Origin of the sequence: Klebsiella sp. K4, assembly GCF_014596785.2 — a bacterium.
Classification (GTDB): Bacteria; Pseudomonadota; Gammaproteobacteria; order Enterobacterales; family Enterobacteriaceae; genus Klebsiella; species Klebsiella pneumoniae.
The window spans coordinates 3,130,605-3,156,505 of the sequence record NZ_CP115021.1 but is presented as its reverse complement, the minus strand read 5'-3'; the positions used below and the strand labels follow the sequence as shown (position 1 = coordinate 3,156,505).

Annotated in this window: 26 protein-coding genes; 10 read left to right on the top strand and 16 right to left on the bottom strand. The window is 57.8% G+C overall.

What is annotated here, in order from left to right; all coding sequences use genetic code 11:
- The first annotated feature begins 5 nt into the window (after window positions 1-5).
- The 5 genes from chbC to chbG all read left to right on the top strand — a co-directional run bounded on the left by chbC (window position 6) and on the right by chbG (window position 4,845).
- Window positions 6-1,364, top strand: a complete 1,359-nt coding sequence (gene chbC / locus IB144_RS15785; protein WP_065888523.1) for a PTS N,N'-diacetylchitobiose transporter subunit IIC — start codon at window positions 6-8, stop codon at window positions 1,362-1,364.
- A gap of 53 nt (window positions 1,365-1,417) precedes the next feature.
- Entirely contained in the window at window positions 1,418-1,765 is a 348-nt protein-coding gene (gene chbA / locus IB144_RS15780) for a PTS N,N'-diacetylchitobiose transporter subunit IIA (RefSeq protein WP_004140356.1), read from the top strand.
- 27 nt (window positions 1,766-1,792) lie between these two features.
- Window positions 1,793-2,617 (top strand): transcriptional regulator ChbR, encoded by an 825-nt coding sequence (gene chbR, locus IB144_RS15775; RefSeq protein WP_002901552.1) that lies wholly within the window; start codon window positions 1,793-1,795, stop codon window positions 2,615-2,617.
- A 110-nt stretch (window positions 2,618-2,727) separates the two neighbouring features.
- Window positions 2,728-4,074 (top strand): 6-phospho-beta-glucosidase, encoded by a 1,347-nt coding sequence (locus tag IB144_RS15770; protein WP_004148093.1) that lies wholly within the window; start codon window positions 2,728-2,730, stop codon window positions 4,072-4,074.
- Between the two features lie 12 nt (window positions 4,075-4,086).
- Window positions 4,087-4,845 carry a chitin disaccharide deacetylase gene (gene chbG / locus IB144_RS15765; RefSeq protein WP_004176512.1) on the top strand — a complete coding sequence of 253 codons (759 nt, stop codon included), beginning with the start codon at window positions 4,087-4,089 and terminating at the stop codon, window positions 4,843-4,845.
- Window positions 4,846-4,902: 57 nt separating this feature from the next.
- Here the strand turns inward: chbG and katE are convergent, their stop codons facing one another.
- On the bottom strand, window positions 4,903-7,161 hold the full coding sequence (gene katE / locus IB144_RS15760) for a catalase HPII (RefSeq protein WP_002901554.1): 2,259 nt from the start codon (window positions 7,159-7,161) through the stop codon (window positions 4,903-4,905).
- A 205-nt stretch (window positions 7,162-7,366) separates the two neighbouring features.
- Here katE and cedA point away from each other — a divergent pair, with 205 nt between their 5' ends.
- Window positions 7,367-7,606 carry a cell division activator CedA gene (gene cedA, locus IB144_RS15755; RefSeq protein WP_004151919.1) on the top strand — a complete coding sequence of 80 codons (240 nt, stop codon included), beginning with the start codon at window positions 7,367-7,369 and terminating at the stop codon, window positions 7,604-7,606.
- Window positions 7,607-7,665: 59 nt separating this feature from the next.
- On the opposite strand, the gene IB144_RS15750 is transcribed toward cedA, so the two are convergent.
- The 4 genes from IB144_RS15750 to hxpB form a co-directional block, all read right to left on the bottom strand.
- Window positions 7,666-9,057: an L-cystine transporter gene (locus IB144_RS15750; protein ID WP_040216366.1), complete on the bottom strand. Its 1,392-nt coding sequence runs from the start codon at window positions 9,055-9,057 to the stop codon at window positions 7,666-7,668.
- Window positions 9,058-9,192: 135 nt separating this feature from the next.
- Window positions 9,193-9,783: a metal-dependent hydrolase gene (locus IB144_RS15745; protein WP_040216364.1), complete on the bottom strand. Its 591-nt coding sequence runs from the start codon at window positions 9,781-9,783 to the stop codon at window positions 9,193-9,195.
- Between the two features lie 91 nt (window positions 9,784-9,874).
- Window positions 9,875-10,636 carry a 2-dehydro-3-deoxy-D-gluconate 5-dehydrogenase KduD gene (kduD, locus tag IB144_RS15740; protein ID WP_040216362.1) on the bottom strand — a complete coding sequence of 254 codons (762 nt, stop codon included), beginning with the start codon at window positions 10,634-10,636 and terminating at the stop codon, window positions 9,875-9,877.
- Between the two features lie 149 nt (window positions 10,637-10,785).
- Entirely contained in the window at window positions 10,786-11,454 is a 669-nt protein-coding gene (gene hxpB, locus IB144_RS15735) for a hexitol phosphatase HxpB (RefSeq protein ID WP_004140335.1), read from the bottom strand.
- A 188-nt stretch (window positions 11,455-11,642) separates the two neighbouring features.
- On the opposite strand from hxpB, the gene IB144_RS15730 reads away from it, so the two are divergent.
- Window positions 11,643-12,179 (top strand): YniB family protein, encoded by a 537-nt coding sequence (locus IB144_RS15730; protein ID WP_032445927.1) that lies wholly within the window; start codon window positions 11,643-11,645, stop codon window positions 12,177-12,179.
- 29 nt (window positions 12,180-12,208) lie between these two features.
- Here IB144_RS15730 and yciA read toward each other — a convergent pair whose 3' ends face one another.
- The 5 genes from yciA to IB144_RS15705 form a co-directional block, all read right to left on the bottom strand.
- A complete protein-coding gene (gene yciA / locus IB144_RS15725) occupies window positions 12,209-12,607 on the bottom strand; it encodes an acyl-CoA thioester hydrolase YciA (protein ID WP_002901629.1) in 399 nt (132 codons plus the stop codon).
- A 99-nt stretch (window positions 12,608-12,706) separates the two neighbouring features.
- Window positions 12,707-14,890: a TonB-dependent siderophore receptor gene (locus IB144_RS15720; RefSeq protein WP_004179434.1), complete on the bottom strand. Its 2,184-nt coding sequence runs from the start codon at window positions 14,888-14,890 to the stop codon at window positions 12,707-12,709.
- Between the two features lie 271 nt (window positions 14,891-15,161).
- Window positions 15,162-15,701 carry a septation protein A gene (locus tag IB144_RS15715; protein WP_002901631.1) on the bottom strand — a complete coding sequence of 180 codons (540 nt, stop codon included), beginning with the start codon at window positions 15,699-15,701 and terminating at the stop codon, window positions 15,162-15,164.
- Between the two features lie 54 nt (window positions 15,702-15,755).
- A complete protein-coding gene (locus IB144_RS15710; RefSeq protein WP_002901632.1) occupies window positions 15,756-16,499 on the bottom strand; it encodes a YciC family protein in 744 nt (247 codons plus the stop codon).
- 25 nt (window positions 16,500-16,524) lie between these two features.
- Entirely contained in the window at window positions 16,525-16,938 is a 414-nt protein-coding gene (locus IB144_RS15705) for a YkgJ family cysteine cluster protein (RefSeq protein WP_002901633.1), read from the bottom strand.
- 269 nt (window positions 16,939-17,207) lie between these two features.
- Between IB144_RS15705 and ompW the strand changes: the two genes are divergently transcribed.
- Window positions 17,208-17,846, top strand: a complete 639-nt coding sequence (gene ompW, locus IB144_RS15700) for an outer membrane protein OmpW (RefSeq protein ID WP_002901634.1) — start codon at window positions 17,208-17,210, stop codon at window positions 17,844-17,846.
- A gap of 84 nt (window positions 17,847-17,930) precedes the next feature.
- Here the strand turns inward: ompW and ybiX are convergent, their stop codons facing one another.
- The 3 genes from ybiX to IB144_RS15685 all read right to left on the bottom strand — a co-directional run bounded on the left by ybiX (window position 17,931) and on the right by IB144_RS15685 (window position 21,959).
- A complete protein-coding gene (gene ybiX, locus IB144_RS15695) occupies window positions 17,931-18,608 on the bottom strand; it encodes a PKHD-type hydroxylase YbiX (RefSeq protein ID WP_004140326.1) in 678 nt (225 codons plus the stop codon).
- A 48-nt stretch (window positions 18,609-18,656) separates the two neighbouring features.
- The gene (locus tag IB144_RS15690; protein WP_004176501.1) at window positions 18,657-20,942 is read right to left on the bottom strand and encodes a catecholate siderophore receptor Fiu; all 2,286 of its coding nucleotides are present in this window, start codon (window positions 20,940-20,942) and stop codon (window positions 18,657-18,659) included.
- A 309-nt stretch (window positions 20,943-21,251) separates the two neighbouring features.
- Window positions 21,252-21,959 (bottom strand): SDR family NAD(P)-dependent oxidoreductase, encoded by a 708-nt coding sequence (locus IB144_RS15685; RefSeq protein WP_004183694.1) that lies wholly within the window; start codon window positions 21,957-21,959, stop codon window positions 21,252-21,254.
- A 118-nt stretch (window positions 21,960-22,077) separates the two neighbouring features.
- On the opposite strand from IB144_RS15685, the gene IB144_RS15680 reads away from it, so the two are divergent.
- Window positions 22,078-22,350, top strand: coding sequence for a hypothetical protein (locus IB144_RS15680; RefSeq protein ID WP_040168957.1), 273 nt, complete (start codon window positions 22,078-22,080; stop codon window positions 22,348-22,350).
- 35 nt (window positions 22,351-22,385) lie between these two features.
- Here IB144_RS15680 and IB144_RS15675 read toward each other — a convergent pair whose 3' ends face one another.
- Window positions 22,386-23,333 (bottom strand): zinc-binding alcohol dehydrogenase family protein, encoded by a 948-nt coding sequence (locus IB144_RS15675; protein ID WP_023287495.1) that lies wholly within the window; start codon window positions 23,331-23,333, stop codon window positions 22,386-22,388.
- A 74-nt stretch (window positions 23,334-23,407) separates the two neighbouring features.
- Here IB144_RS15675 and IB144_RS15670 point away from each other — a divergent pair, with 74 nt between their 5' ends.
- On the top strand, window positions 23,408-23,890 hold the full coding sequence (locus IB144_RS15670; RefSeq protein ID WP_040216359.1) for a MarR family winged helix-turn-helix transcriptional regulator: 483 nt from the start codon (window positions 23,408-23,410) through the stop codon (window positions 23,888-23,890).
- Between the two features lie 3 nt (window positions 23,891-23,893).
- On the opposite strand, the gene trpA is transcribed toward IB144_RS15670, so the two are convergent.
- On the bottom strand, window positions 23,894-24,703 hold the full coding sequence (trpA, locus tag IB144_RS15665; protein ID WP_002901728.1) for a tryptophan synthase subunit alpha: 810 nt from the start codon (window positions 24,701-24,703) through the stop codon (window positions 23,894-23,896).
- Window positions 24,703-25,896, bottom strand: a complete 1,194-nt coding sequence (trpB, locus tag IB144_RS15660) for a tryptophan synthase subunit beta (RefSeq protein ID WP_002901730.1) — start codon at window positions 25,894-25,896, stop codon at window positions 24,703-24,705. The genes trpA and trpB overlap by 1 nt, the downstream gene beginning before the upstream one ends.
- Window positions 25,897-25,901: the final 5 nt, after the last annotated feature.

Below are 25,901 nucleotides of genomic sequence, written 5' to 3'. Positions count from 1 at the left end.
TGACTATGAGTAAAGTGATCGATTCGCTTGAAAAGGTACTCCTTCCTTTTGCAGTGAAAATAGGAAAGCAGCCGCATATTAATGCAATAAAAAATGGATTTATTAAATTAATGCCGTTGACCCTCGCCGGGGCCATGTTTGTGTTAATTAACAACGTTTTTCTGAGCTTCGGCGAAGGCTCTTTCTTTTATTCCATGGGCATTCGCCTGGATGCCTCCACCATTGAAACCTTAAACGACTTTAAGGCTATCGGCGGAAACGTCTATAACGGCACCCTCGGGATTATGTCGCTAATGGCGCCGTTCTTTATCGGCTCCGCGTTGGCGGAAGAGCGCAAAGTTGACCCGATGGCAGCTGGCCTGCTGGCGGTGGCGGCCTTCATGACCGTGACCCCGTATAGCGTGGGCGAAGCCTATGCGGTGGGCGCCAACTGGCTGGGCGGGCAGAACATCATCTCCGGGATGATTATCGGTCTGGTCGTTGCGGAACTGTTCACCTTCGTGATCCGTCGCAACTGGGTGATTAGACTGCCGGACAGCGTGCCGGGGTCGGTATCACGCTCTTTCTCTGCGCTGATCCCGGGCTTCTTGATCCTCTCCATCTTCGGCATTATCTCGTGGGCCCTGGCGAGCTATGGCAGCAACTTCCACCAGATCATCATGGACTCTATCTCGACGCCGCTGGCGGCGATGGGCAGCGTGGTTGGCTGGGCATACGTTATCTTTAACTCTCTGCTGTGGTTCTTCGGTGTGCACGGTTCTCTGGCGCTTACCGCCCTGGATAACGGCATCATGACGCCGTGGGCGCTGGAAAACATCGCGCTGTACAACCAGTACGGCTCTGTTGATGCGGCCATCGAAGCGGGCAAACAGTTCCACTTCTGGGCTAAACCGATGCTCGACTCCTACATCCTGCTGGGTGGCTCCGGGGCGACGCTGGGTCTGATTATCGCCATCTTTATCGCTTCTCGCCGCGCTGACCATCGTCAGGTTGCCAAGCTGGCGCTGCCGTCAGGCATCTTCCAGATTAACGAACCGATTCTGTTTGGTCTGCCGATCATCATGAACCCGGTGATGTTCATCCCGTTCGTGCTGGTTCAGCCGATTCTGGCGGCCATTACGCTGGCGGCCTACAGCCTGGGGATTATCCCACCGGTGACCAACCTGGCGCCGTGGACTATGCCGACCGGTTTGGGAGCGTTCTTTAACAGTAACGGCAGCGTTGCCGCCCTGCTGGTGGCCCTGTTCAACCTTGGCGTCGCTACCCTGGTCTACCTGCCGTTTGTGGTGCTGTCGAATAAAGCGCAGACCGTTATCGAGCAGGAAGAGAGCGAAGAAGACATCGCTAACGCACTGAAATTCTGATACCGCGCGGTACGGGCAGCGTCCCGTACCGCCTGATAAATGAGGGAAATATTATGTTTGATCTGGACAACATCGACGCGGTAGAGACCCCGGAAAATGACCTCGAAGAGGTAGTGATGGGGCTGATTATCAACTCCGGACAAGCCCGTAGCCTGGCCTATGGCGCGCTGAAGCAGGCGAAGCAGGGCGACTTTGCCGCAGCGAAAGCGATGATGGAGCAGTCGCGCCAGGCGCTGAGCGAGGCGCATCGCGTGCAGACCCAGCTTATCGAAAGCGACGAGGGCGAAGGGAAAATGAAGGTCAGCCTGGTGCTGGTGCATGCCCAGGACCATCTGATGACCTCCATGCTGGCTCGTGAGCTGGTGGCCGAATTGATTGAGCTGCACGAGAAGGTACAATAGGCCATCGCGACGATGAGGCAGCCCAGAATGATGACCACCGAGATCAGTACCGCCAGAGAACAACAGCTGTTCAACGGGAAGAACTTTCATGTGGTCATCTATAACAAAACGGAAAGCGTGAGCGGGCTTCACCAGCATGATTACTACGAATTTACCGTGGTGTTAACCGGGCGCTATTACCAGGAGATCAATGGCAAACGGGTGCTGCTGGAGCGCGGGGATTTCGTCTTTATCCCGATGGGCTCGCACCACCAGAGCTTTTACGAGTTCGGGGCGACGCGCATCCTTAACGTCGGCATCAGCAGACGCTTCTTTGAGAAACACTACCTGCCGCTGCTGCCGTTTGGCCTGGTGGCTTCGCAAGTCTACGCCGTGCAGAGCGCTTTTCTCGGCTACGTTGAGTCGGTCATCGCCTCACTCAATTTTCGCGAAACGGAATTTGACGAATTTATCGAGCTGGTCTCTTTTTATGTCATTAACCGTTTACGCCACTATCGTGAAGAGCCGGTTGCCGACGTGACGCCGCAATGGTTAAAAAATACCGTGGAAGCCATGCATGATAAGCTGAAATTCGGTGAAGGCGCTCTCGAAAATATGGTTCGCTTATCCGGAAAAACGCAGGAATATTTAACCCGGGCGACCCAGCGCTATTATGGTAAAACGCCGATGCAGATAATTAATGATATCCGTATCAACTTTGCCAAAAAACAGCTGGAAATTACCAATTATTCGGTGACGGATATTGCGTATGAATCAGGTTACAGCAGCCCGAGCTTGTTTATTAAAACCTTTAAAAAACTGACGTCGTTTACGCCGAGCAGTTATCGCAAGCATTTGACCAGTATTAATTAAACCCGCGCGGCGTTCGCCGCCAGGTTTATACCGAAAATCATTCAAGTTAACTGTCCGCATTGTTGCGGAGAGCGGCCTGCGTCCAGGCGCAGCGCCTAAGGGAGAAAAAGATGAGCCAGAAATTAAAAGTAGTCACTATTGGCGGCGGCAGCAGCTATACCCCGGAATTACTGGAAGGATTTCTGAAACGTTATCATGAACTGCCGGTAAGCGAACTGTGGTTGGTAGACGTCGAAGAGGGACAGGAGAAGCTCGATATTATCCACGCGCTGTGCCAGCGGATGGTGGAAAAAGCCGGCGTGCCGATGAAAGTCTATAAAACGCTGGATCGCCGCGCAGCACTGCAGGGCGCAGATTTCGTCACCACCCAGCTGCGCGTGGGCCAGCTGAAGGCGCGTGAAAAAGATGAGCGCATCCCGCTGAGTCACGGCTACCTGGGTCAGGAGACCAACGGGGCGGGCGGGTTGTTTAAAGGACTGCGCACCATCCCGGTGATTTTCGACATCGTGAAAGATGTGCAGGAAATTTGCCCCGACGCATGGATCATCAACTTCACCAACCCGGCGGGCATGGTCACCGAGGCGGTCTATCGCCACACCAATTTCAAACGCTTTATTGGCGTGTGCAACATTCCTATCGGCATGAAGATGTTCATCACCGACGTGCTGCAGCTGAGCCCGAGCGATGAGCTGAATATCGACCTGTTTGGTCTGAACCACCTGGTGTTCGTCCGCGACGTGCTGGTTAACGGCGTCTCGCGCTTCGATGAACTGCTGGACGGCGTGGCCTCCGGCCGTCTGACCGCGAACTCGGTGAAAAACATCTTCGACCTGCCGTTTAGCGAAGGGCTGATCCGCTCCCTGCGGCTGATCCCATGCTCTTACCTGCTCTACTACTTTAAGCCAAAAGAGATGCTGGCGATTGAGATGGGCGAGTACTACAAAGGCGGTGCGCGCGCCCAGGTGGTGCAGAAGGTGGAGAAACAGCTGTTCGAGCTGTATAAAAACCCGGATCTTAACGTTAAGCCGAAGGAGCTGGAGCAGCGCGGCGGGGCCTATTACTCTGATGCCGCTTGCGAAGTAATCAATGCCATCTATAACGACAAACAGACTGAGCACTATGTGAATATCCCGCATCATGGTCATGTCGATAATATCCCGGCGGACTGGGCGGTAGAGATGAGCTGCACCTTAGGTCGCGACGGCGCGAAGCCGACGCCGCGCATTACTCATTTCGATGAGAAGGTGTTAGGGCTTATCTACACCATCAAGGGGTTCGAAGTGGCGGCCAGCCAGGCGGCGATCAGCGGTGAGCTGAACGATGTCCTGTTGGCGCTGAACTTAAGCCCGCTGATCCATTCCGATCGTGACGCCGAACAGCTGGCGCGGGAGATGATTCTGGCGCATGAAAAATGGCTGCCGAACTTTGCGGCGACGATCGAAAAATTAAAATCGTAACGGGAGTAGCAAATGGAACGCGTATTGATCGTCAATGCCGACGACTTCGGCCTCAGTAAAGGGCAGAACTACGGCATTATCGAGGCCTGTCGCAACGGCGTGGTGACATCGACCACCGCGCTGGTCAACGGCGCGGCCATTGACCACGCCGCCCAGCTGAGCCGCAGTACTCCGGAGCTGGCGGTCGGTATGCACTTTGTACTGACGCTGGGCGAGCCGCTGTCGGCCATGCCGGGATTAACCCGCGATGGCCGGCTGGGCAAATGGATCTGGCAGCAGGCGGAAGAAGATAGCCTGCCGCTGGAAGAGATCGCCCACGAGCTGGCGTGTCAGTACCGTCGTTTTGTCGAACTCTTCGGCCATGAGCCGACGCATATCGACAGCCATCACCATGTACATATGTTCGCCCAGATTTATCCCATCGTCGCGGCCTTTGCCCGCGAGAAGGGCATTGCGTTACGCATTGACCGCCAGGTGGCGGCGCAGAGTGGGCTCGACCAGCAGGCGGCGCGCAGCAGCGCCGGCTTCAGCAGCGAGTTTTACGGCGAAGCGGTCTCTGAGGAACTGTTTCTGCAGACGCTGGATGCCTCCATCGCCCGCGGGGAGCGCTCCCTGGAGGTGATGTGTCATCCGGCTTATGTCGATCGGATCATTATGGGCAGCGCCTACTGCTATCCGCGACTGGATGAGCTTGATGTGCTGACATCTGCCTCGCTGAAAGCGGCGGTGGCCGACCGGGGTTATCGTCTGGGAACCTACCGCGACGTGTAAGCCCGACGGGGGAAAGGGAAAGTGAATCAAGCCCGGCACAGCGTGCCGGGCTTTTTACTACGCCGGAATAGCGGCGATTTTCGGGCTTCTCGACCACACGCGGTGGGCCGTCATCAGGGCGAGCAGTTTGTCCGCCGCTGGCGTGTCGAGCGCATCGGTGACGATGACCCCCTCTTCACCCTGGGTCGGAACATGCAGAACGGACGTCAGCTGCCGCGCATCCCCTGCCAGCAGGATCGGCTTCAGATGTTTATAGGCTTCCAGCAGGTAATAGCGCGCGTCACCGCTCTGACTCAGGGCGCTGAGGTCGCCGCCGGGCACCACCACCGCATCCACCGTCAGCGACGGGGAACCGGCGAAGGTGCCGGCGATCGGCAGCGGAGAACCATCGTCGGCAATGACTTCGCCCATTCGCGAGTAGAGCAGCTTGCTGTGCACGCCCTGGGCCTGCAGCGCCTGCAGGAGCTGAACCAGATCCTGCGCTGAGGTGCGTTCGTTGAGCAGGACTGCCACCACGCGACCTTTCACATCTCCTTCGGCATCGGCGTAGAGGCTGAGGCTAGGGTCTTTCTCCACACCATTGACCGGGGCGGGCAGGGTAATGTTGCGCTGATCGTCGCTCAGTTCGATCCCTAAGTTCGCCCCAACCGCTTCCGCAAGCTTAGTATCAATGTGGGCCAGATGATCGACCACCCGCTCGCGGATCCAGGTGCGGACCACTTTGCTGAGTTCGAAGCTGAAACCATCGATAATATGCTGCTGTTCAATCGGCGTCTGGCTCAGCCAGAACAGACGCGGCTGGGCGTAATATTCGCCGAACGAAGGGCTGCGCTGGCGGATTTTTTCGCCGTCGACGCGCTCGGCGAGGGACTCAAAGCCACCGCGTTTGGCGGCAGGCGGCGTCTCGCGCGGCCAGTTGTCGTTAATCGAGTTGGGCTCGTAGTTGGCCGGATTGGTGTCAATGTCCATCCGGTGCATCCCGTCACGCTGGAAATTATGATACGGGCAGGTCGGACGGTTGATGGGGATTTCATGGAAGTTCGGCCCACCCAGGCGGCTAATTTGCGTATCGGTGTAAGAGAAGAGACGCCCCTGCAGCAGCGGATCGTTGCTGAAATCAATGCCCGGGACGATATGTCCGGGATGGAAGGCTGCCTGTTCATTTTCGGCAAAGAAGTTATCCGGGTTGCGGTTGAGGACCATTCTGCCAACCCGCTGCACCGGCACCAGCGCCTCGGGGATCAGCTTGGTGGGATCGAGCAGGTCGAAGTCAAAAGCAAATTCATTCTCTTCGGGGATCAATTGCAGGCCAAGCTCAAATTCCGGGTAGTCCCCGGCTTCGATGGCCTCCCATAGATCGCGGCGATGAAAATCGGGGTCGCGGCCGGTCAGCTTCTGCGCTTCATCCCACACCAGCGACGCCTTGCCGGCGACCGGTTTCCAGTGAAAGCGGACGAAGGTGGCTTTGCCCTCGGCATTAATCAGACGGAAGGTGTGGATCCCGAAGCCTTCCATGGTGCGATAGCTGCGCGGGATGCCGCGATCCGACATCGCCCACATCACGTTGTGCAGCGTTTCCGGCTGCAGGGAAACATAGTCCCAGAAAGTATCGTGGGCGCTCTGCCCCTGTGGGATGGCCCAGTGGGGTTCAGGCTTCACGGCGTGGACAAAGTCGGGGAACTTCATCGCGTCCTGGATGAAGAAGACTGGTGTGTTGTTGCCCACCAGGTCAAAAATCCCTTCGTCAGTGTAAAACTTGGTAGCGAAGCCGCGAATATCGCGGACGGTGTCCGCCGACCCCGCGCCGCCCTGCACGGTGGAAAAGCGTACAAACACCGGGGTGATTTTATCGGCTGACGAAAGAAAATCGGCTTTAGTCAACGCAGCCAGGCTTTTGTAGGGCTGGAAGTAGCCGTGGGCGGCAGAGCCGCGGGCATGAACGATACGCTCCGGAATACGCTCGTGGTCAAAGTGGGTGATCTTCTCCCGCAGGATAAAATCTTCCAGCAGCGTTGGGCCGCGGCTACCGGCGCGCAGCGAATTCTGATCGTCAGCAATGCGCACGCCCTGGTTGGTGGTCAGCGGAAAATCTTCCCCCCCTTTGCGTTGCGCCTCCAGGGAATCCAGTTTGCTGTTATGAGTATCGGGCGCTTTCAGGCTGCCTGGGGCGGTGGGTTCGACGCCCGGAGCGGTAGGTTTCGGCGTGGGGCGCCACTCCCGATCGTCCGGCGCCAGCGAATCGAGACCCGGCTGCGCTTCCTCGCTGTCGTGGACCGGTGCCTGCTGTTGGTGAGGGTTCGGGTGCTTATCAGACATTACTCGTCTCCTGCTTTCATTGCTAAAAGTGGTCGTTGATAGACCAAAACCCTTCTAACTATAGAACATTACGCTGTCTGCGCCCGGCGAGGGGGCAGGGAGTTATCCTAAAATGCGCATCGGCGGCGAAGGGGCGACGAACGGGGCCACAATCGGCTATGATAGAGGTTTCTATTTCCCGCTATGTTTAGTGAATCCATTTGTTATGAAACCATTGCGCCAACAAAATCGCCCTGTCATTAGCTACGTGCCGCGCGTGGAGCCTGCGCCCCCGGAACATGCCGTGAAAATGGACCATTTTCGCGATGTCTGGATTTTGCGCGGGAAGTATGTCGCTTTTCTGCTGATGGGGGAGCATTTCCGTCGCTCACCGGCATTCAGCGTGCCGGAGTCGGCGCAGCGCTGGGCTAACCAGGTGCGTCAGGAAGGTGAGATTGAAGCCTGAGTCGGCTGCAGAAATAAAAAAACCGCTGAATGATCAGCGGTTTTTTTTGTGCTTGCCGTTTAGCGATGCGCCAGTTCGGCTTCTTCCTCGCTATCGAAGATCGACTTGTCGGTCTGGCGCAGCCACTGGCTGGTCAGCGTCCCGGCGGTCATTGAGCCGTTAACGTTCAGCGCGGTACGCCCCATATCGATCAGCGGTTCGACGGAGATGAGCAGGGCTACCAGGGTCACCGGCAGCCCCATCGCCGGCAGGACGATCAGCGCGGCGAAGGTCGCGCCGCCGCCCACCCCGGCGACGCCCGCCGAGCTGACGGTGACGATGCCCACGAGGGTGGCAATCCACATCGGATCCAGCGGGTTGATGCCCACGGTCGGCGCGACCATCACCGCCAACATTGCCGGATAGATACCAGCGCAGCCGTTTTGGCCGATGGTGGCGCCAAAGGAGGCGGAGAAGCTGGCAATCGACTCCGGTACGCCGAGACGACGGGTTTGCGCCTCAACGTTCAGCGGAATGGAGGCGGCGCTGGAACGGCTGGTAAAGGCGAAGGTGATCACCGGCCAGACTTTACGGAAGTACTTCAGCGGGCTGACGCCGTTAATCGCCAGCAGCAGGCCGTGGACGACAAACATAATACCCAGCGCAATGTACGAGGCTACCACGAAGCCGCCAAGCTTGATGATGTCCTGCAAATTCGACCCGGCAACCACTTTGGTCATCAGGGCCAGCACACCGTAAGGGGTCAGCTGCATGACCAGACGAACCAGCTTCATTACCCAGCCCTGCAGGGTATCGATCGCGGTCAGCACGCGCTGGCCTTTTTCCACATCCTCTTTCAGCAACTTAAGCGCTGCGACGCCGAGGAACGCCGAGAAAATGACGATGCTGATGATGGAGGTTGGGTTAGCCCCGGTCAGGTCAGCAAACGGGTTCTTCGGCACGAAGGAAAGGAGCAGCTGCGGGACGCTGAGATCCGCTACTTTCCCCACATAGTTGCTCTGGATGGCGTTCAGACGGGCGGTCTCCGCGCTGCCCTGGACCAGACCCTCGGCGGTGAGGCCGAACATATTGGTCACCAGCACGCCAACCAGGGCGGCGATCAGGGTGGTGAACAACAGAGTACCGATGCTCAGGAAGCTAATTTTCCCCAGCTGCGAGGCATTGTGCAGGCGGGCCACCGCGCTAAGGATGGAGGCGAAGACCAGCGGCATAACAATCATTTGCAGCAGCTGGACGTAACCGTTGCCGACGATATTGAACCACTGGATGGAGTCCTTCAGCACCTGGCTGTCAGACCCGTAGATCAGCTGCAGCGCCAGACCAAAGACCACGCCAGTCGCCAGACCGACCAGCACTTTTCTGGCCAGGCTCCACTCTTTATGGCGTGTTTGCCCCAGCGCAAACAGTAATACGGCGAACACGACTACGTTCGCTATTAATGGAAAGTTCATCCCCGTTCTCCTGATATTTTTATAACCTGGGCTGGTGGATAACCAGCTCTTATGACGGCAAGGTTAGCAGAAGGCGTTATCAAGGACTTATATTCAAATGGAATGGGTTATAACCAAATGGCGTTTTCCGCCGCTTTATCGCCCACTCTGGTGACTTATAAAGCGATTGAAGGTGATCTGCAGGGAATTGATCACCCCGGATGTCCAGCGTATCGCGCTGTTGTCCGCCAGCGTCTGCGGCATCCAGACGGCATAGACGAACAGCGCCATACACAAGGCGCGTTCGAGCTGATTGCCCTTGCGCGGCGCAAGGATCGGCAGCCGGAAGCGCCAGCGACAGGGCCACAGCAGCGGCACACCGGCGGGGGTGAGCATATCGGCGAGAATGTGGCTGAGATAGCCCAGCACCAGGCCCTGGAGAGCGTCTGCCGGGACAATCCAGCTGTCAGGCACTTTCAGATAGAACAGCGTCAGCGCGCCAAAGACGGCCAGCAGGCTGTGGGTGAAGCCGCGGTGGCCAAAGGCCCGCGCCACGGGCTTTGAGATCCAGCTCAGCCGTTGGCCAAGAAACGACTTTGGGTGATCGATGTCCGGCAGCAGGCAGGTCAATACCGCCGAGGGCACAATATGCCACCAGTCGCCCTGCGCCAGCACCGGCGTTAACTCTGCGTTTTTGGCAAATACTGCGCAGGCGATTGAAAAGAAGAGATGGCCTTCCGCCGTCATGATAACACACCCTAAACTGTCGATTCATACAGTATAGGGTTTTTATACAGTGTACGGAAGAGGTGACGGTGTAACTCTTTGTCACAAACTCTCAGCGCGCCAGCCATCCGCCATCGACGGCCAGCGTATAGCCGTTAATATAGTCGGCCGCTGATGAGGCGAGAAACACCACCGGCCCCTGCAGGTCTTTCGGCGCTCCCCAGCGACCAGCGGGAATGCGCTCGAGGATCGCCTGGTTACGCTCTTCATCTTCGCGCAGCGCCTGGGTGTTGTTGGTGGCCATATACCCGGGCGCTATGGCGTTGACGTTGATACCCTGGCCAGCCCATTCGTTGGCCAGCAGACGGGTCAAACCCAGCACGCCGCTTTTCGAAGCGGTATAGGAGGGGACGCGGATCCCGCCCTGAAACGAGAGCATCGAGGCGATGTTAATGATTTTCCCGCTTTCCCCCTGGCGAATGAACTGTCTGGCGACCGCCTGGCTGAGAAAGAAAACCGCTTTGAGATTCAGGTCGATCACCGCGTCCCAGTCGCTTTCCGTGAAGGTCAGGGCATCATGGCGGCGGATAATTCCGGCGTTGTTGACCAGAATATCGACCCGGCCCATCGCCGCCACCGCCTGGTCGACCAGACCGCTCATATCATTCTCTTGGCTGAGATCCGCCTGAATGGCGTGAAAGCGGCGGCCCAGCGCCAGCACCTGGGCGGCCGTATCATGGGGAATTTTACGGTTGATGCCGACGATATCGCACCCGGCCTGCGCCAGGCCCAGCGTCATTCCCTGTCCCAGGCCGGTATCGCAACCGGTCACGATGGCGACCTTACCCGTCAGGTCGAAGGCGTTCAGTACCATATTCACCTCTGTCAGCTGATCTACTGGCGTACGATGACGCCACCTGTGACCAGCATAGAGGGAGGAAAACAAAATTACAATTAAAATGAAACAATGTTTTGATTTTGTTGCTGGCGGCGTGACAGCGATTGTTGCACCCGCCAGCGGTCTTAGCCGAGCAAGTTCTCAGCAGTGAGTGCCAGCAGTGACGGAAGCTTGACGTCCGCCAGCGCAAAGCGCGGGTCGCGGCTGTTCTCCGCTTCCGGCACCACGATAGACCGCATGCGCGCGGCTTTGCTGGCGATCATGCCGTTGACCGAATCCTCCAGCGCGACGCAGCGCTGCGGGTCGACTCCCAGGGCAGCGGCGCAGTTGAGGTAGACCTGCGGGTGCGGTTTGCTCCAGGGTAAATGCTCCGCGGAGGCGAGAGCATCAAACTGGTCGCGCAGTTCAAACATATCGAGCACTTTCTCCAGCATCATCAGCGGCGAGGCCGAGGCCAGGCCCACCTTTAAGCCCTGAGCTTTACACAGGGCCACTGCCTCGCGTACGCCCGGCAGCAGCGGGCGTGAGGCTTCCACCAGCTCAATGGCGCGACGAATAATGCGCGCGGTAGCTTCCGCCCGGTCTACGCCGTGCCACGGCTGCTGCGCGTACCACAGATCCACCACCAGGTCGATTCGCAGACCGAGCAGGTCGGGCAGTTCATCGCGGCGACGGGTATCCACCCCCAGGCTCTCCATGACCTCGACCTCCGCCTGATCCCAGAGCGGCTCCGAGTCAATCAGCAACCCGTCCATATCAAATATCGCGGCCTCAATGCGGCGCTTCGCTGACATATGTCCTTCTCCTGTTGCGTAATCAGATAAACGAATCGGCAATCATGGTATATCATACCGCGCATTATTGGGCGAAATTCGCCGTGGCAGATAGACTTATACCCGACATACTCGGGGGAGCGAGGGAAGCCAGCGCCACGCAACAGGCAGCAGGCGAACCACCAACGCGTCTTTAACAAGGGGAACTCATGACGTACCAACAAGCTGGACGCATAGCGGTTATCAAACGCATTTTAGGATGGGTTATCTTTATTCCCGCCGTGCTGTCGACGCTGATTTCTGTGCTCAAATTTATGTATGAGCACAGTGAAAAGAAACCCGGCATTGATGCGGTAATGATGGATTTTGCGCACGTGATGATTGAAATGATGCGCTTTAACACGCCGTTCCTGAACTTTTTCTGGTACAACTCGCCGCTGCCGGATTTTCACCATAGCCTGAACATCGGTTTCTGGATCATCTACATTCTGGTGTTCGTCGGCATGGCCCTGCAGGCTTCCGGCGCGCGAATGGCGCGGCAGGCGAAATTTCTCCGCGAGGGGATTGAGGATCAGCTGATCCTCGAGCAGGCCAAAGGCGCAGATGGGTTAACCCGCGAGCAGCTCGCTGAACGCATTGTGGTACCGCGCCATACGATCCTGGTGCAGTATTTCCCACTGTACGTGCTGCCGGTGATCGTGATTGTCATCGGTTACTTCTTCTTTTCGCTGCTGGGCTTTCTGTAAGTCAGGTGCCCGGCAAGCCGGGCACCTTCTTATTCCGCTGGCAGAGGACGTGGTTTTCCCTGATTATCAACGGCAACGTAGATAAACAGCGCTTCCGTCGCCTTGTAGCGCTGGCCAATCGGTTCTGAAGAGACTTTTTTCACCCACACTTCGATGTTAATTGTCACCGAGGTGTTGCCGCGCTTCACGCAGCGGGCGTAGCAGCACACCACGTCGCCAACGGCGACCGGGCGTAAAAAGGTCATCCCATCCACCCGCACGGTCACCACGCGACCCTGGGCGATCTCTTTGGCCATAATGGCGCCGCCAATATCCATCTGCGACATCAGCCAGCCGCCAAAAATATCCCCGTTGGCATTGGTATCCGCCGGCATTGCCAGGGTGCGTAAAACCATTTCGCCCTTTGGGGCGAGATCTGTTGTTGTCATGCTCTACTCTGTTGTGGTCAAAGACGATCAGCGGGATGCTACTATGAAAATAGCGCAGTGAGAATAGGGGAATACGCCCGCTGGCGCGGGCGCGGTGGTTCAGAAGGAGAGGGTAACGCCGGCGTAATACGCGCGGCCAGGCTCATTGTAGGTCGAGGCGCCGGCATTTTCGCGATACAGTTGTTTATCAAATAGATTACTTATTCCGGCATTCAGGCGAATATCCCGGTTTAGCTGATACTGAGTACCAATACCCACGATGGAATAGGCGCCAACCTCGGTGGTGGCAAGGGTCCCGGTTTCGTTGCGGATCTCCGCATACTGACGCGGCTTCTGACGGCCATAAAGCGTCCAGTTCACATTCGCAGACAGGGCGTCGTTTACCTGCCAGTCGAGCATCGTGTTAACGGTATATTTCGGGATAACCGACAGCGGGTTGCCAGTCTCTTTACTTTCAGATTTGAGCATCCAGGTGGCATTGGTCCGCCAGCTGAGGACATCTCTCAGCACCGGGATCAGCAGATTTCCTTCCAGCCCCTCGACCACGGCTTTGCCGCCGTTCTGCCATTGCAAAATATTATTGCCGCTGGAGGTATAGCCCAGTACCTCTGTTCCGGAGACGATTTTGTTTTTGTAATCGTTGCGAAACCAGGTTACTCCGGCAGCGTAACCATTAAGGTTAAATTCGATACCGATCTCTTTGTTGATACTGATCTCCGGGTCGAGGTCAGGGTTACCCAGCAGGTAGCAGCTGCCTTCAGCGATCGTGTTTGGACAACCGTTGCCGCGGGTGGAGAGCAAATAGCCTTTACTGGATTGATAGAGGTTTGGCGCTTTAAACACGCGCGCGATACCGGCCTTCAGCGTGAACATATCGCCGAGCTCCTGGGACAGATTGAGGCTGGGGCTCCAGTTACTGCCAAACTGATTATGATAATCGAAGCGAATGCCGGGGATCAGGTTGGTGCCGGGCACGGCTTCGATATTATCTTCCAGATAGATACCGGTGAGGGTGGCGCTGTTTTTGGTACTGCGTTGCGTAGGGTCGCCCGAGGTCCCAGGGATAGTCTCGCCGTTGCTGTTAGTGGCCTGCATTGATGCCGGGTCGTCAAGCTGATCATGGTTCCATTCCATTCCCAGCGTCAGCGTCTGGTCCGCCAGCCAGAAGAAAGGCACATTGAATTCCGAGGTAGTACGCCAGGATTCCAGACGGCTGGTGGCATAATCTTCACTGTTGATCATGCCTTCGACGCGGCCGGTAGAGCCTTCCTGCAGGCGGGTATTGTTGGTTTTCTCGTAGTAAACACCGGCTTTGGACTGGCCCCAATCCCATAGACCGTTGTAGGTCAGTCCCCAGGACTGGCGATAGAGGCGATTAGTTTCGTGGCCGTACAGGGAGTCCACCAGCCCGTTCGGGCTAAGATTGCCGTTGCTGTACTGGGTATCGCCAGCATAGATATTCCCCTGACGGCTATAGGCGTAGCTGAAATCGAGAATTTGTTGCGGGGTCATTTTCCATGACAGTAGCGCGTTAATGTCTTTATTGCGGACCCCTTCGCGCCCCGCAGCGTAAGAGCCGTTTTGCGCATGGTTAATATCCCAGGCGTCGGGTTCCGTTTTATTGATATTGCCATACAGGCGCATCGTCAGCGCCTCGCCGGCCAGTGGGCCGCTGAGATTGAAGTTAGCGCGATTGGTCGTGCCTTCTTTGTTGTTTTCCGGCTGGTTGGTGAAGAAAGACAGCGAACCGTGCCAGGTGTTGGTCGGACGTTTGGTAATGATATTGACCACTCCGCCCGCCGCGCCGGAACCATAGCGCGCGGCTGCCGGACCGCGGAGAACTTCAATCCGTTCGACCATTTCGGCAGGTACCCAGTTGCTGTCGCCCCGGGTATCGCGTTCGCCGCGCCAGCTATAGCGAACCGCGTTACGTGACGTGACCGGTACCCCATCTATCAGGATCAGGGTGTTCTCCGGCCCCATGCCGCGGATATCAATCTGGCGGTTGTTGCCCCGACTGCCGCTGGCGCTGTTGCCGGTCAAGTTCACCCCGGGCATTTTACGGATGATGTCTGAGAGATCGTTGACCGGCGGCTGCTTAGCAATATCCTCAGCCGTGATAATCGACACCCCGGGCTGTTGCTTAAGCGCCTCTTCCGCCGTACTGCGCACAATCATCGTTTCGGTATCTTGTTCTGATTCTTCAGCAAAGGCGTTAGGGGCGAGGAGACTGGATATGACCAGCGCCAGGGTCGTGGGCACAGAATATTGCGGCGATCTCATGTAAATATCCTTTTCAAAGCAATGCAAAATGAGATCGAGAATATTAATGATAACAATTATCATTACAATGTAACGAGATGAATCTCCATAAAATCCTCACAATTACCGCAACTTTTTATGCAGTTGAGAGAAATCGTGAAGAGAGCCTACACAGTGTGGCCGGGAAGCTGTCAGCGTATGCGCTGAGGTTGTGTGGTTGCAGGGAATGTTTGCCAGTGCAGTAAGCTTATAGGGGGCGAGCGCGGCGCGCGATGGCGCGCCGGCGGAGGGGTTAGTGGTGGTCGTCCTGCGGCATATGACGGTAGATGTAGATCCCGCTCAGCAAGGTAAAGACCAGCGTGAGGGCGGTTAAACCAAAGACCTTAAAGTTAACCCAGATATTCTGCGGCAGCCAGAAGGCGATATAGATATTGGCCAGCCCGCAGAGAATAAAGAACACCGCCCAGGCCAGGTTAAGTCGCGACCAGACCTGCTGCGGCAGGCTCAGCTCTTTACCCAGCATGCGCTGGATCAGCGGCTTTTTCATCACCCACTGGCTGAACAGCAGCGCGCCGGCGAACAGGGCATAGATCACCGTCACCTTCCATTTAATAAACTCATCATTATGGAAGAAGATGGTTAACCCGCCGAAGACGGCCACCAGCACGAAGGTGATCAGCGCCATTTTTTCCACTTTCCGGTAGCGCACCCAGCTGTAGATCAGCACGACGGCGGTCGCCACAATCAGCGCCGTGGTGGCGGCGTAGATATCGTAAAGCTTATAAAAGGCAAAGAAGACCACCAGCGGTAAAAAATCCAGAAACTGCTTCATACATCGATCCCGTCTTTCAGGACGGACCGGGGAAGGCCCCGGTCCTGGTTAAAATTAGCTGCGGATAAGCATATACACGCGGAATAAATAGATCAGCAACAGGGCGGAAATCAGGTTGCTGATGGTATTAATCACCACCGCGCCGACGTTTGGCGTCAGGGCGGCAAAGCTGGAAGCAAACAGTAACAGCAGGGTTTTCGCCACCAGCCAACCGATAATAGCCGGCGCCACCAGCCGCAGATTGGCCCACGCCAGGCGCATGCTGCTGCGCATGGCGCCGAGGATGCCCATTTTGTCCTGTACCAGCATGATCGGCGCAAAGGCCAGCACGATGGCCAGCAGCACGCCGGGCACCAGCACCAGCATCATCCCCATCTGCACCAGGAAGGTGGTGAACAGGATCAGAAGCAGCAGCTTGGGCAGCACCGGCGCCGAGGCGCCGATGGCGCGCAGGGCGCTAACGCGATGACCGGCGGAGACCAGCTGGATCAGCAGCAGGACGCCGCCGACGAGGATCGCATTACCTACCAGACCCGAGAAGGTTGATGCCGCCGAGGCGCGCAGCAGAACCTGCTGCTGCTCCGGCGTCATGTTCTGCACCAGCTCGAACAGCCCGGCGCTACCGGCGAGGTTATCGCCTTCGCTGAGTATCGACAGCTGCTCGTCGCTGGGTGAAAAGGCATGGCCAAGTACTACCGTAATAAACGCGCACAACAGCGCAATCAGTAAAATAGTAATGAACTGATTACGAAAAAAATTCCCGGTGTCACGGTAGACGGACTTCGCCGTGATAGACATGCATTCTCCTTGAGTGTCGCAGGTGTTAACTAGCCGGCGATTGTACCGCAAATCGTTCCGTCGTAGCACTCTCTGCGCCGGTCAGGGCAGGTATATCTTTGTAAAGAGGCCGCAATGGTGGCAGGCCGTAGCGCGCCCGCGCCCGGTTGCAGGCATCGTTTTCCTCGCCATTTTCCCCGGACATGGCGAATTCGCGACACGGCGAAGGCCGGTTTTCATAAATAGTGCAGTGAACGGCGTCGCCGATATCGCCAGACAGGGCCGCGCAGCGGCTCTGGCGCTGATTGGTGCCGCTCATGCAGCGCAGGAAAGGGGTCAGCGGTTCGGTCAGCGCGGAGGGCACCAGGCCGCCCGCGTCGTCGGCTTCCGCCCAGTAGAAAGAGACTCGAAAATACGCACAACAGGCACCGCACGTCATGCACGGGTTGATTTCACTCATAATTACACCTGAAAAAAACGCATCAACACAGATTGTCGGCAGTTAACTTATCCAGCCGCCTCAGCGTCGGCAAGAGGGGCAGAAATAAATTTTTGGGCGAAAAGTGAAAATTGATGTGCGAACAATTCAAGGCATTGCGATCGGTAGCGAAAATTAATCTGGATCAATAAATGTTAAATCTGAGGACTTAGTGTGATCTAAAACAGATCAAACGTAACTCGTTATAGGTATATTTGGCCGCGCTGAAAAACCATAATGAGGAAGTGGATATGAAGAAGTTAGCAGCGGCGGCATTGATTCTTGGCACGCTTTCTACCGGCAGCGTCTGGGCGCATGAGGCGGGGGAGTTTTTCATTCGTGCCGGGACCGCCACCGTCCGACCGACGGAGGGCTCTGACAATGTGTTAGGCAGCCTTGGCAGTTTCAACGTCAGTAACAATACCCAGCTGGGTTTAACCTTTACCTATATGGCGACCGATAACATTGGCGTGGAGTTGCTTGCCGCGACGCCGTTCCGCCATAAGGTCGGCACCGGGCCAACCGGGACTATCGCCACCGTCCATCAGCTGCCGCCCACCCTGATGGCGCAGTGGTACTTTGGCGATGCGCAAAGCAAGGTGCGCCCGTACGTGGGGGCCGGTATCAACTACACCACCTTCTTTAATGAAGACTTTAACGACACCGGCAAGGCGGCCGGGCTTTCCGATCTGAGCCTGAAGGACTCCTGGGGCGCGGCGGGGCAGGTCGGCCTCGATTATCTGATTAACCGCGACTGGCTGCTGAATATGTCAGTGTGGTACATGGATATCGATACCGATGTGAAATTCAAAGCCGGCGGCGTGGACCAGAAAGTCAGTACCCGCCTGGATCCGTGGGTATTTATGTTCTCCGCAGGCTATCGGTTCTAAATTCTTCTGTAAACTGGCCAACGGATGGCCAGTTCATTGTCTCGTCACACCTGTCTGCCGCAAGCCTCTGCCATCAACAGCGGATCACACTTCCGTCCACTGGCGCAGCAGGTTGTGATACATGTTGAGCAGGGAGAGGACCTCTTCTCCGTCGCCAAAGCGGGCCTTCAGAGACTGGATGGTGCGGTCCAGGTCGTAAAGCATCGCACGCTGCTTATCGTCGCGGACCATCGACTGGATCCACAGGAAAGAGGCCTGGCGTACGCCGCGGGTGACCGGGGTGACGCAGTGCAGGCTGCTGGCGGGATAGAGCACCAGATGCCCGGCCGGGAGCTTCACCCGATGTTGGCCATAGGTGTCTTCAATCACCAGTTCGCCACCCTCATAGCTCTCCGGATCGCAAAGGAACAGCGTCGCTGACAGATCAGTGCGCATCCAGCCCGCCTCGCCGTTCTGGCGAACGGCGCCATCGACGTGAAAACCATAGGTCTCCCCTGGCCCATAGCGGTTAAACAACGGCGCGGAAATCGTCCGCGGCAGCGCGGCGGAAAAAAACTGCGGATGGCCGCGCAGCATATCGAGCACAGCGGCCTGCAGGCGGGCATACAGCGGCGTTCGGGTATCGATCTGCTGGTTCTGTTTGACGGCCGCCCCCTGGCTACCCACCGTAACCCGCCCGTCGACCCACTCGGCCTGCGCCAGCTGCCGGGTAAATTCCGCCACCTGGTCTGTCGATAGCACGTCAGGAATGTGATACATCATCGCGGTGTTCTCTCTAAAAGGTGGGGCGCAACGGCCCCACGCGCAGACTCAGAAATGGACGTTCGCCGTCAGCATAAAGGTCCGGGGTTCGCCCGGATGATAGCGATAGCCGCTCTTGTTGATGGAGGCCACGTAATCGGTATCAAACAGGTTATACATATTGAGCTGCAGATCGAGGTTGCTGTTGACCCGATAGCCCAGTTTGGCGTCGGCAACCCAGTAGCCCTCGGTGTGATCCGGGGTACCGACCGCACCATCGCTGCCCCGGCGCAGGCTTCCGACATAGCGCACACCGCCGCCGACGGACAGATCGCTGGTGGCCTGATACTGCGTCCACAGCGTAAAGGCATGTTTCGGGGTGTAGGCCAGGGCGGAAGATCCATCCTGTGCAACGTTCTGTCCCTCCGTCACTGTCGCATGCTGCTGAGTGTAGCCGGCGATAATCGTCCAGTCCGGGGTCAGGTTTCCGGTCGCGGAGAGTTCATACCCCTCCACGCGCTTTTTGCCGTACTGCGACCAGGTTCCGTCATCGTTGGCGGCCACTTCGTTTTCAATATCGGTGCGGAATAACGCCGCGCTGAGCAGCAGACGGTTGTCGAAGATTTGCCACTTGGTGCCCAGCTCGCTGGATTTCGCCTTCTGCGGCTTAAAGTCGGTCCGGTTAGCGCTGTTGCCGCTGCCGCTGGCGGCCAGGGCGAAGCTGCTGCCTCCCGGCGGCTGCTGTGAGATGGCGTAGTTGACGTAGACATTGCCCTGCTCGGTTAAGCGGTACAGCGCCCCGGCTTTCCAGTTAACCAGATTGCCGGATTTAGCGGTATCGACAGTGGTGACCGGGCTGCCGGTCGACTGTCCGGGCGGGCAGGCGATAGCCCCGCGTCCGCTGCCGCCGCAGGCGGTGGCGCTGTCATATTTGGTATGGTAATTGTCGAGACGCAGCCCGCCGTTGATCTCAATCCGCTCGGTCAGCGTCAGCGTATCAAAGGCATAAATCCCGAAGGTATCGGTCTGGCCGTTGGCGTTCGCCCCGTTTCTGTCCAGCCCGCCAATCGACAGGTTGCTCACCGGATGGTAGAGATTCACCGCCGGCGCGGTCCTGGCGTTAACGCCATAGTTGGTCTGGTTTTCCCGGGTAAACTCCACGCCGGCGCTGACGTCATGGCCTATCGAGCCAGTATTGAAAGTCGAGGTGATATTGGTCTGGTTGGTCAGAATGCGGTTGCTGACATCTTTGGTATTAACCAGACGCGACCAGCTCCAGGTGTTGACGTCATTGATATCGGGGGCGGTGATATTGTTCGCGCCGCCCATCACCGCGGTCAAAAGATACTCCTGTTTCACTCGCGACCAGCGGGTGGTATTGCGCACGGTGGTATTCTCCGTCAGATCGTGTTCGAAGCGCAGGGTACCGCTGTCGGTAGTAGATTTATCGTAATCGGAGTCGGTGCCATAGAAATTGCTGGTATCGACCTTCCCGGCGGAGTTGAGTGCGGCATACTTCGGCGAAGGCGCCGAATAGCCCGGCAGGCCGACGGTAGGGATCCCGCCATCCGGGGTGTTGTTCTGCCGGACGTGCAGATAGTTCAGATACAGACGAGTTGGGGTATCAAGGCCGAAGGCCAGCGACGGTGCTATTCCATAGCGTTCGTTTTCAATGCGGTCCCGACCAGCGTCATGGGTTTTTTCCCCCATCAGGTTCAGACGGAACGCAGCGTTATCGCTAAATGCCTGGTTCAGGTCGAGAGTGCCCCGGCGCGACCAGGCGCTGCCGATGCTGGCCGAGCCGTCGATCCCGGAGTCAAGGCGCGGCTGCTTGCTGATCATATTGATCGAGCCGGAGGGCGCGCTGCGGCCATAGTCCGTGCCGGCGGGCCCTTTGATGACTTCCACCTGCTGGGTATTGAAGGTATCGCGCGTCACGCTGCCGATGTCGCGAATGCCGTCCACATAGATGCTGTTAGAGGTATCCACGCCGCGCATAAAGATGGCATCCCCGGTGGTTGAGCTGCCATTCTCCCCGGCATAAAACGCCCCGACGCCGGGAACGTTTTTGAGGGCGTCAGTCAGGTTGGTGACGCCCTGATCTTTAATCACCTGTTCCGGGATCACGGTGATGGTGCGGGTGGTATCGACCAGCGGTTTATTGAACTTGGGATCGGCGGAAGCGCCGGGGGAGTAGAGTGAAGGCGGAGCGGCTTCCACTACCAGCGTCTCTTCACTATTTTTGACCGAATTTTCCGCTGCGATGCCTGCTGCCGGCGAGGCTCCCAGACACAGACCTGTAAACAATGCCAATGAGTTGAAACTGCCGAAAGGCAGAGAAGCGTTTTTTTCCATGATAAATGCAGGCTTATTTTTTGTTATGAGCACATATCACACCGCGCAAAAGCGACGTTATTCGTCGTCTGGCTTGCGCTGACCCGGTGTGATTCTATAAATGATAAAAAGAATAGTTATCATTTGCCTTAATATTTACATAGAAAAGTTGACCTTAAAACAACTTTCTTCACTCCGATTTACATAATTCACATTTTTTGAACGATAATGCGGGAATATAGGAAAAGTGCTGCAGAATAAGGTCGGTCGCAAGCCGCGCCGGGCGGGGTTAACTTCCGGGCGGCCATATGATGGTTGTTCCGGCTCGGATCACCAGGGCACGGTACGGCCCTGGTAATCCAGATACTCCAGTCCCGGACGTTGCCGTTTGTCGAGCAGGACGTTCACCAGGCGTGGGATCGTCTCTTCGATGGTCAGCGGGGCATCTGCCCCGCCGAGCTCGGTGCGGATCCATCCCGGGGCCATCACCACCAACGGATGGGAGGCCGAGGAGGGGCGAGCGGCGAAGCTGCGCATGAACATATTCAGCGCAGCTTTACTCCCGCGATAGAGTTCCCGCTGGCCGGTAAGGTTATTGGTCAGACTCCCCTGGCCGGAGGACATCACGCCGAGCAGCCCCTGCGGTTTAACGGCCTGCTGCAGGCGCTCGATAACCCGCATCGGCGCCAGGGCATTGGTGAGCATCACCTGGTAAAACTCCTCGGTGGAGACGTCGCCAATGGTCTGCGATGGGTCACGATTGGTGGTACCGGCGTTGACAAACAGCATATCGAGGCTTGCCGGGGGAAGCGTCGCCTGCAGCGCGGCCAGCTGGGCTTCATCGCGAATGTCGAGCGTCGCCAGGCGTAGCCGCAGGGGATGCGTTTTGGCCAGGTCGTGGAGCGGCGTGTGGGATGATAAATCACGCACGGTGCCGATGACCTCCCAGCCGTGCTGGAGGAACGTCGCCGCCATAGCATGGCCAAGGCCGCGCGAGGCGCCGACGATGAGGATAGTGTTGTGCTGATCGGATTTCATGATGTCTCTCGCTGCAGAAAGGAGGTCTTCACTATAATCAGGCCCGAGAGCGGGCGGAAGACGCCGCCAGTGCACTCATATCTTGCAGCAAACGCCCTGTCTGGCGACTGGAGCGATAATGAACGATCCCGATTTTAATTTGCTGGCGGCCCTCGATCCGCTGCCGGTCAGTACCGAGGTGATTACGGTTTCGCAGGCGTGGCATCCGCGTCTGGAGCAGGCCCCGGCCACCGCTGGCTGCGGCAGCGGGTACGTGAGGTGTGTCGCGAGTAAAAAAAGCCCGCACAAGTGCGGGCAAAAATACTGGAAGCAATGTGAGCAATGTCGTACTGAATACCCGAGTGATTTACTCAACTATTCAGTGATGAGAAAGATAATATTTCTCATTTAAGATATCAACCCCATCTTTTGTGCGGAAGCGATTTTTTATCCGAGGGTGAAAACCGTGCGCTTCTGGCTGTCGTCCTGCGGCCAGGCCGCCGCGATCTCCTGCAGCGGCCGCGGGGTGGTGGCGATGGTCAATTTCCCCGGCACCGCCGCCTGCAGCATTTCACCGGTCGCCGCCAGCAGTTGCGATACCGACAGGCTACCGATCCCGCTGCCCATCAGCAGGAGCGGGGCGGAACGCAGCACTGCGCCATTTAACGCGATATCGGCGCCAGCCAGGGAACCCACCTGCACATAGCGCACCGGACTGCCGGCAGGGGTATATTTCGCCAGTGCCGGCAATAATAATTCCGCGCTGTGTCCCCACAGGTAATCGATGACCACATCGATCTGCGCGGCGCTGACCGCTGAAAATTGCCCGCTCAAGGTTTTATCATCAGCGGTTAACTGAATACACTCATCGGCGTCCAGCGCCGCCAGCGTCTGCGCATTCCGTCCGGTTGCAATGATTTTTTTCGCTCCCAGATAGCGGGCAATCTGTACCGCCAACTGACCGGCGCTGCCGGTGGCGCCATTAATCAGCACCGTTTCGCCGGCCTGAAGCTGGGCGCGTGTCACCAGCGATGCCCACGCGGACATACCGGGGTTGGCCATTGCCGCCGCCTGGATATCATCGAGCGCATCCGGCAGCGGCAGACAATTCTGCAGGGCGACCGGCGCCCGCTGCGCCATACTGCCGAAGGGGGCGGTGGGGAAGGCGAAGTAGACGCGCTGGCCCTGAGGTGTGGTGCCGACGCCATCGATACCGGGCACAAAGGGCAGATTGCCGTCGAAGCTGTAATGGCGTCCGGATGCCCGGGCCTTAACCACATGGCTTATCGCGGCGGCGCGGACGTCAATGAGCGTCTGGCCGGGCGCGGGCTGCGGGTCGATAAAATCGGCCCAAACCGGGCCTTCTGCGAGGTCAAAAACCACGGCTGCTTTCATAAATTATCTCCTGTCGGGAATTATGTGTAAAATACACATATTGTTTTGCAGCACTATACGCGGAAAATCAATATATGCAAGATGCACATAATGACTACGACATTACCGACTTTCACGGCGCGCTACTGGATATCATCAGCGTGATGAACCAGCCGCTGCGCGACGAGCAGATCCTCCAGGCGGCCGGCGTCCAGCTGGAACAGATGCTGTTTCCGCTGCTTGTGGCGGTAGGGCGCCATGGCCCGGTGGGGGTGGTTGAGCTGGCGGATCATTTAGGGCGCGATTACACCACCGTCAGCCGCCAGGTGAAAAAACTGGAAGCCCAGGGACTCGCCTGTAAGCAACCGAACCGTCATGATCGACGGATCAGCGAAGTGACGCTTAGCGCCAGCGGACAACAGATGATCGACAGTATTGCGGTCGCGCGGCGGCAGTTAATGAATCAGGTGCTGGCGCAGTGGTCGGAAGAGGAGGTGCAGGCGCTGTTTCGCTTAACGCGCAAATACGCCGACAGTTTGCAGAAATCATCGCCGCCTGGCGCGATGCCAGGCGGCTGATGGTCAGGCGGTTTTGGTCGCTGCCTTCAGGCTCTGGACGAAGGCTTTCAGCTCGTCGAGCATGGTCTGCGGCTCATCGAGGTGGCGTTCGATGATTTTGACGATGGCGGAACCGGAGATAGCCCCGGCGGCTCCGGCGTCAATGGCGGCGCTCACCTGCTCCGGCGCGGAGATACCAAAGCCCTGCAGCGGCGGCGCGGCGTGATATTCCGCCAGCTTCTCCACCAGGTGGTGCAGCGGCAGCGCGGCGCGATTTTCCGCACCCGTCACTCCGGCGCGCGACAGCAGATAGGTGTAGCCGCGGCCATAAGAGGCAATCTGGCGCAGTAAATCGTCATCCGCATTGGGCGGGCAGATGAAAATCGGCGCGATGTTATGGCGCATCGCCGCCTGGCGGAACGGGGCGGACTCTTCCACCGGCACGTCGGCCACCAGCACCGAGTCGACGCCGACGCGGGCGCACTGGGCATAGAACGCATCGATGCCCGGGCTGAAGACGAGGTTGGCATACATCAGCAGGCCGATTGGGATGGTCGGATGCTTCTGGCGGATCGCCGCCAGCATCTCAAAGCACTGCGCCGGGGTCACTCCCGCGGCGAAGGCGCGCAGGGCCGCGCCCTGGATGGTCGGGCCGTCCGCCAGCGGGTCGGAGAAAGGGATCCCCAGTTCAAGGGCATCGGCGCCGCCTTCGATCAGCGCATCGATAATTTTCAGCGACTGCTCCGGTCCCGGATCGCCAAGGGTGACAAAGGGGACGAAGGCGCCTTCCTGGCGATTTTTCAGTTGGGCAAACAGCGTCTCATAGCGTTCCATCAGATTTCCCCTCGCGCTTTCAGGATGTCATGTACGGTGAAAATGTCTTTGTCGCCGCGGCCGGAGAGATTAACCACCAGCAGCTGCTCTTTTTCCGGGTTCTCGCGCATCATCTTCAGCGCGTGGGCCAGAGCGTGAGAGGACTCCAGCGCCGGGATAATCCCTTCGTGGCGGGAAAGCGCTTTAAACGCGTCCAGCGCTTCGTCGTCAGTGATCGACACATAGTCAGCGCGACCGGTGCTGTTCAGAAACGCGTGCTGCGGCCCAACGGACGGGAAGTCCAGCCCGGCGGAAATGGAGTAAGACTCTTCGATCTGGCCGTCGGCGGTCTGCATCATCGGCGACTTCATACCGAAGTAGATCCCAACGCGGCCATGCTTCAGCGGCGCGCCGTGCTCGCCGCTCTCGATACCGTGTCCGGCGGGCTCCACGCCGATCAGGCCGACGTTGGTTTCCTCGATAAAATCAGCGAACATGCCGATGGCGTTTGATCCGCCGCCGACGCAGGCGATCACCGCGTCCGGCAGGCGGCCCTCTTTTTCAAGGATCTGCGCTTTGGTCTCTTCGCCAATCATGCGCTGGAATTCACGCACAATCGTCGGGAACGGGTGCGGACCGGCGGCGGTGCCCAGCATATAGTGCGCCTTTTCGTAGCTGCCGGACCAGTCGCGCAGCGCCTCGTTACAGGCATCTTTCAGCGTGGCGGAGCCGCTGTGCACCGGGATCACCTCGGCGCCCATCAGGCGCATACGGAAGACGTTCGGCGACTGGCGCTCGACGTCCTTGGCGCCCATGTAGATACGGCATTTCAGGCCGAGCAGGGCGCTGGCCAGCGCTGAGGCGACGCCGTGCTGGCCGGCGCCGGTCTCGGCGATAATTTCGGTTTTGCCCATCCGTTTGGCCAGCAGAGCCTGGCCCAGCACTTGGTTGGTTTTGTGCGCGCCGCCGTGCAGCAGATCTTCGCGTTTCAGGTACAGGGTGGTGCGGGTGCCTTCGGTCAGATTCCGGCATTTGGTCAGGGCCGTCGGACGACCGGCGTAGTTTTTCAGCAGGTCGGTGAATTCCGCCTGAAAGGCCGGGTCCTTCTGCGCGCTGACAAAGGCTTCTTCCAGCTGGCGCAGGGCGGGCATCAGGATCTGCGGCACATACATGCCGCCGAATTCGCCGAAGTAGGGGTTCAGTAAAGTGCTCATTATTG

Excerpts from the sequence above, each read along its gene's own strand:
- chbC (WP_065888523.1), top strand. The coding sequence starts at position 6 with ATGAGTAAAGTGATCGATTCGCTTGAAAAGGTACTCCTTCCTTTTGCA.
- chbA (WP_004140356.1), top strand. The coding sequence starts at position 1,418 with ATGTTTGATCTGGACAACATCGACGCGGTAGAGACCCCGGAAAATGAC.
- chbR (WP_002901552.1), top strand. The coding sequence starts at position 1,793 with ATGATGACCACCGAGATCAGTACCGCCAGAGAACAACAGCTGTTCAAC.
- IB144_RS15770 (WP_004148093.1), top strand. The coding sequence starts at position 2,728 with ATGAGCCAGAAATTAAAAGTAGTCACTATTGGCGGCGGCAGCAGCTAT.
- chbG (WP_004176512.1), top strand. The coding sequence starts at position 4,087 with ATGGAACGCGTATTGATCGTCAATGCCGACGACTTCGGCCTCAGTAAA.
- katE (WP_002901554.1), bottom strand. The coding sequence starts at position 7,161 with ATGTCTGATAAGCACCCGAACCCTCACCAACAGCAGGCACCGGTCCAC.
- cedA (WP_004151919.1), top strand. The coding sequence starts at position 7,367 with ATGAAACCATTGCGCCAACAAAATCGCCCTGTCATTAGCTACGTGCCG.
- IB144_RS15750 (WP_040216366.1), bottom strand. The coding sequence starts at position 9,057 with ATGAACTTTCCATTAATAGCGAACGTAGTCGTGTTCGCCGTATTACTG.
- IB144_RS15745 (WP_040216364.1), bottom strand. The coding sequence starts at position 9,783 with ATGACGGCGGAAGGCCATCTCTTCTTTTCAATCGCCTGCGCAGTATTT.
- kduD (WP_040216362.1), bottom strand. The coding sequence starts at position 10,636 with ATGGTACTGAACGCCTTCGACCTGACGGGTAAGGTCGCCATCGTGACC.
- hxpB (WP_004140335.1), bottom strand. The coding sequence starts at position 11,454 with ATGTCAGCGAAGCGCCGCATTGAGGCCGCGATATTTGATATGGACGGG.
- IB144_RS15730 (WP_032445927.1), top strand. The coding sequence starts at position 11,643 with ATGACGTACCAACAAGCTGGACGCATAGCGGTTATCAAACGCATTTTA.
- yciA (WP_002901629.1), bottom strand. The coding sequence starts at position 12,607 with ATGACAACAACAGATCTCGCCCCAAAGGGCGAAATGGTTTTACGCACC.
- IB144_RS15720 (WP_004179434.1), bottom strand. The coding sequence starts at position 14,890 with ATGAGATCGCCGCAATATTCTGTGCCCACGACCCTGGCGCTGGTCATA.
- IB144_RS15715 (WP_002901631.1), bottom strand. The coding sequence starts at position 15,701 with ATGAAGCAGTTTCTGGATTTTTTACCGCTGGTGGTCTTCTTTGCCTTT.
- IB144_RS15710 (WP_002901632.1), bottom strand. The coding sequence starts at position 16,499 with ATGTCTATCACGGCGAAGTCCGTCTACCGTGACACCGGGAATTTTTTT.
- IB144_RS15705 (WP_002901633.1), bottom strand. The coding sequence starts at position 16,938 with ATGAGTGAAATCAACCCGTGCATGACGTGCGGTGCCTGTTGTGCGTAT.
- ompW (WP_002901634.1), top strand. The coding sequence starts at position 17,208 with ATGAAGAAGTTAGCAGCGGCGGCATTGATTCTTGGCACGCTTTCTACC.
- ybiX (WP_004140326.1), bottom strand. The coding sequence starts at position 18,608 with ATGATGTATCACATTCCTGACGTGCTATCGACAGACCAGGTGGCGGAA.
- IB144_RS15690 (WP_004176501.1), bottom strand. The coding sequence starts at position 20,942 with ATGGAAAAAAACGCTTCTCTGCCTTTCGGCAGTTTCAACTCATTGGCA.
- IB144_RS15685 (WP_004183694.1), bottom strand. The coding sequence starts at position 21,959 with ATGAAATCCGATCAGCACAACACTATCCTCATCGTCGGCGCCTCGCGC.
- IB144_RS15680 (WP_040168957.1), top strand. The coding sequence starts at position 22,078 with ATGAACGATCCCGATTTTAATTTGCTGGCGGCCCTCGATCCGCTGCCG.
- IB144_RS15675 (WP_023287495.1), bottom strand. The coding sequence starts at position 23,333 with ATGAAAGCAGCCGTGGTTTTTGACCTCGCAGAAGGCCCGGTTTGGGCC.
- IB144_RS15670 (WP_040216359.1), top strand. The coding sequence starts at position 23,408 with ATGCAAGATGCACATAATGACTACGACATTACCGACTTTCACGGCGCG.
- trpA (WP_002901728.1), bottom strand. The coding sequence starts at position 24,703 with ATGGAACGCTATGAGACGCTGTTTGCCCAACTGAAAAATCGCCAGGAA.
- trpB (WP_002901730.1), bottom strand. The coding sequence starts at position 25,896 with ATGAGCACTTTACTGAACCCCTACTTCGGCGAATTCGGCGGCATGTAT.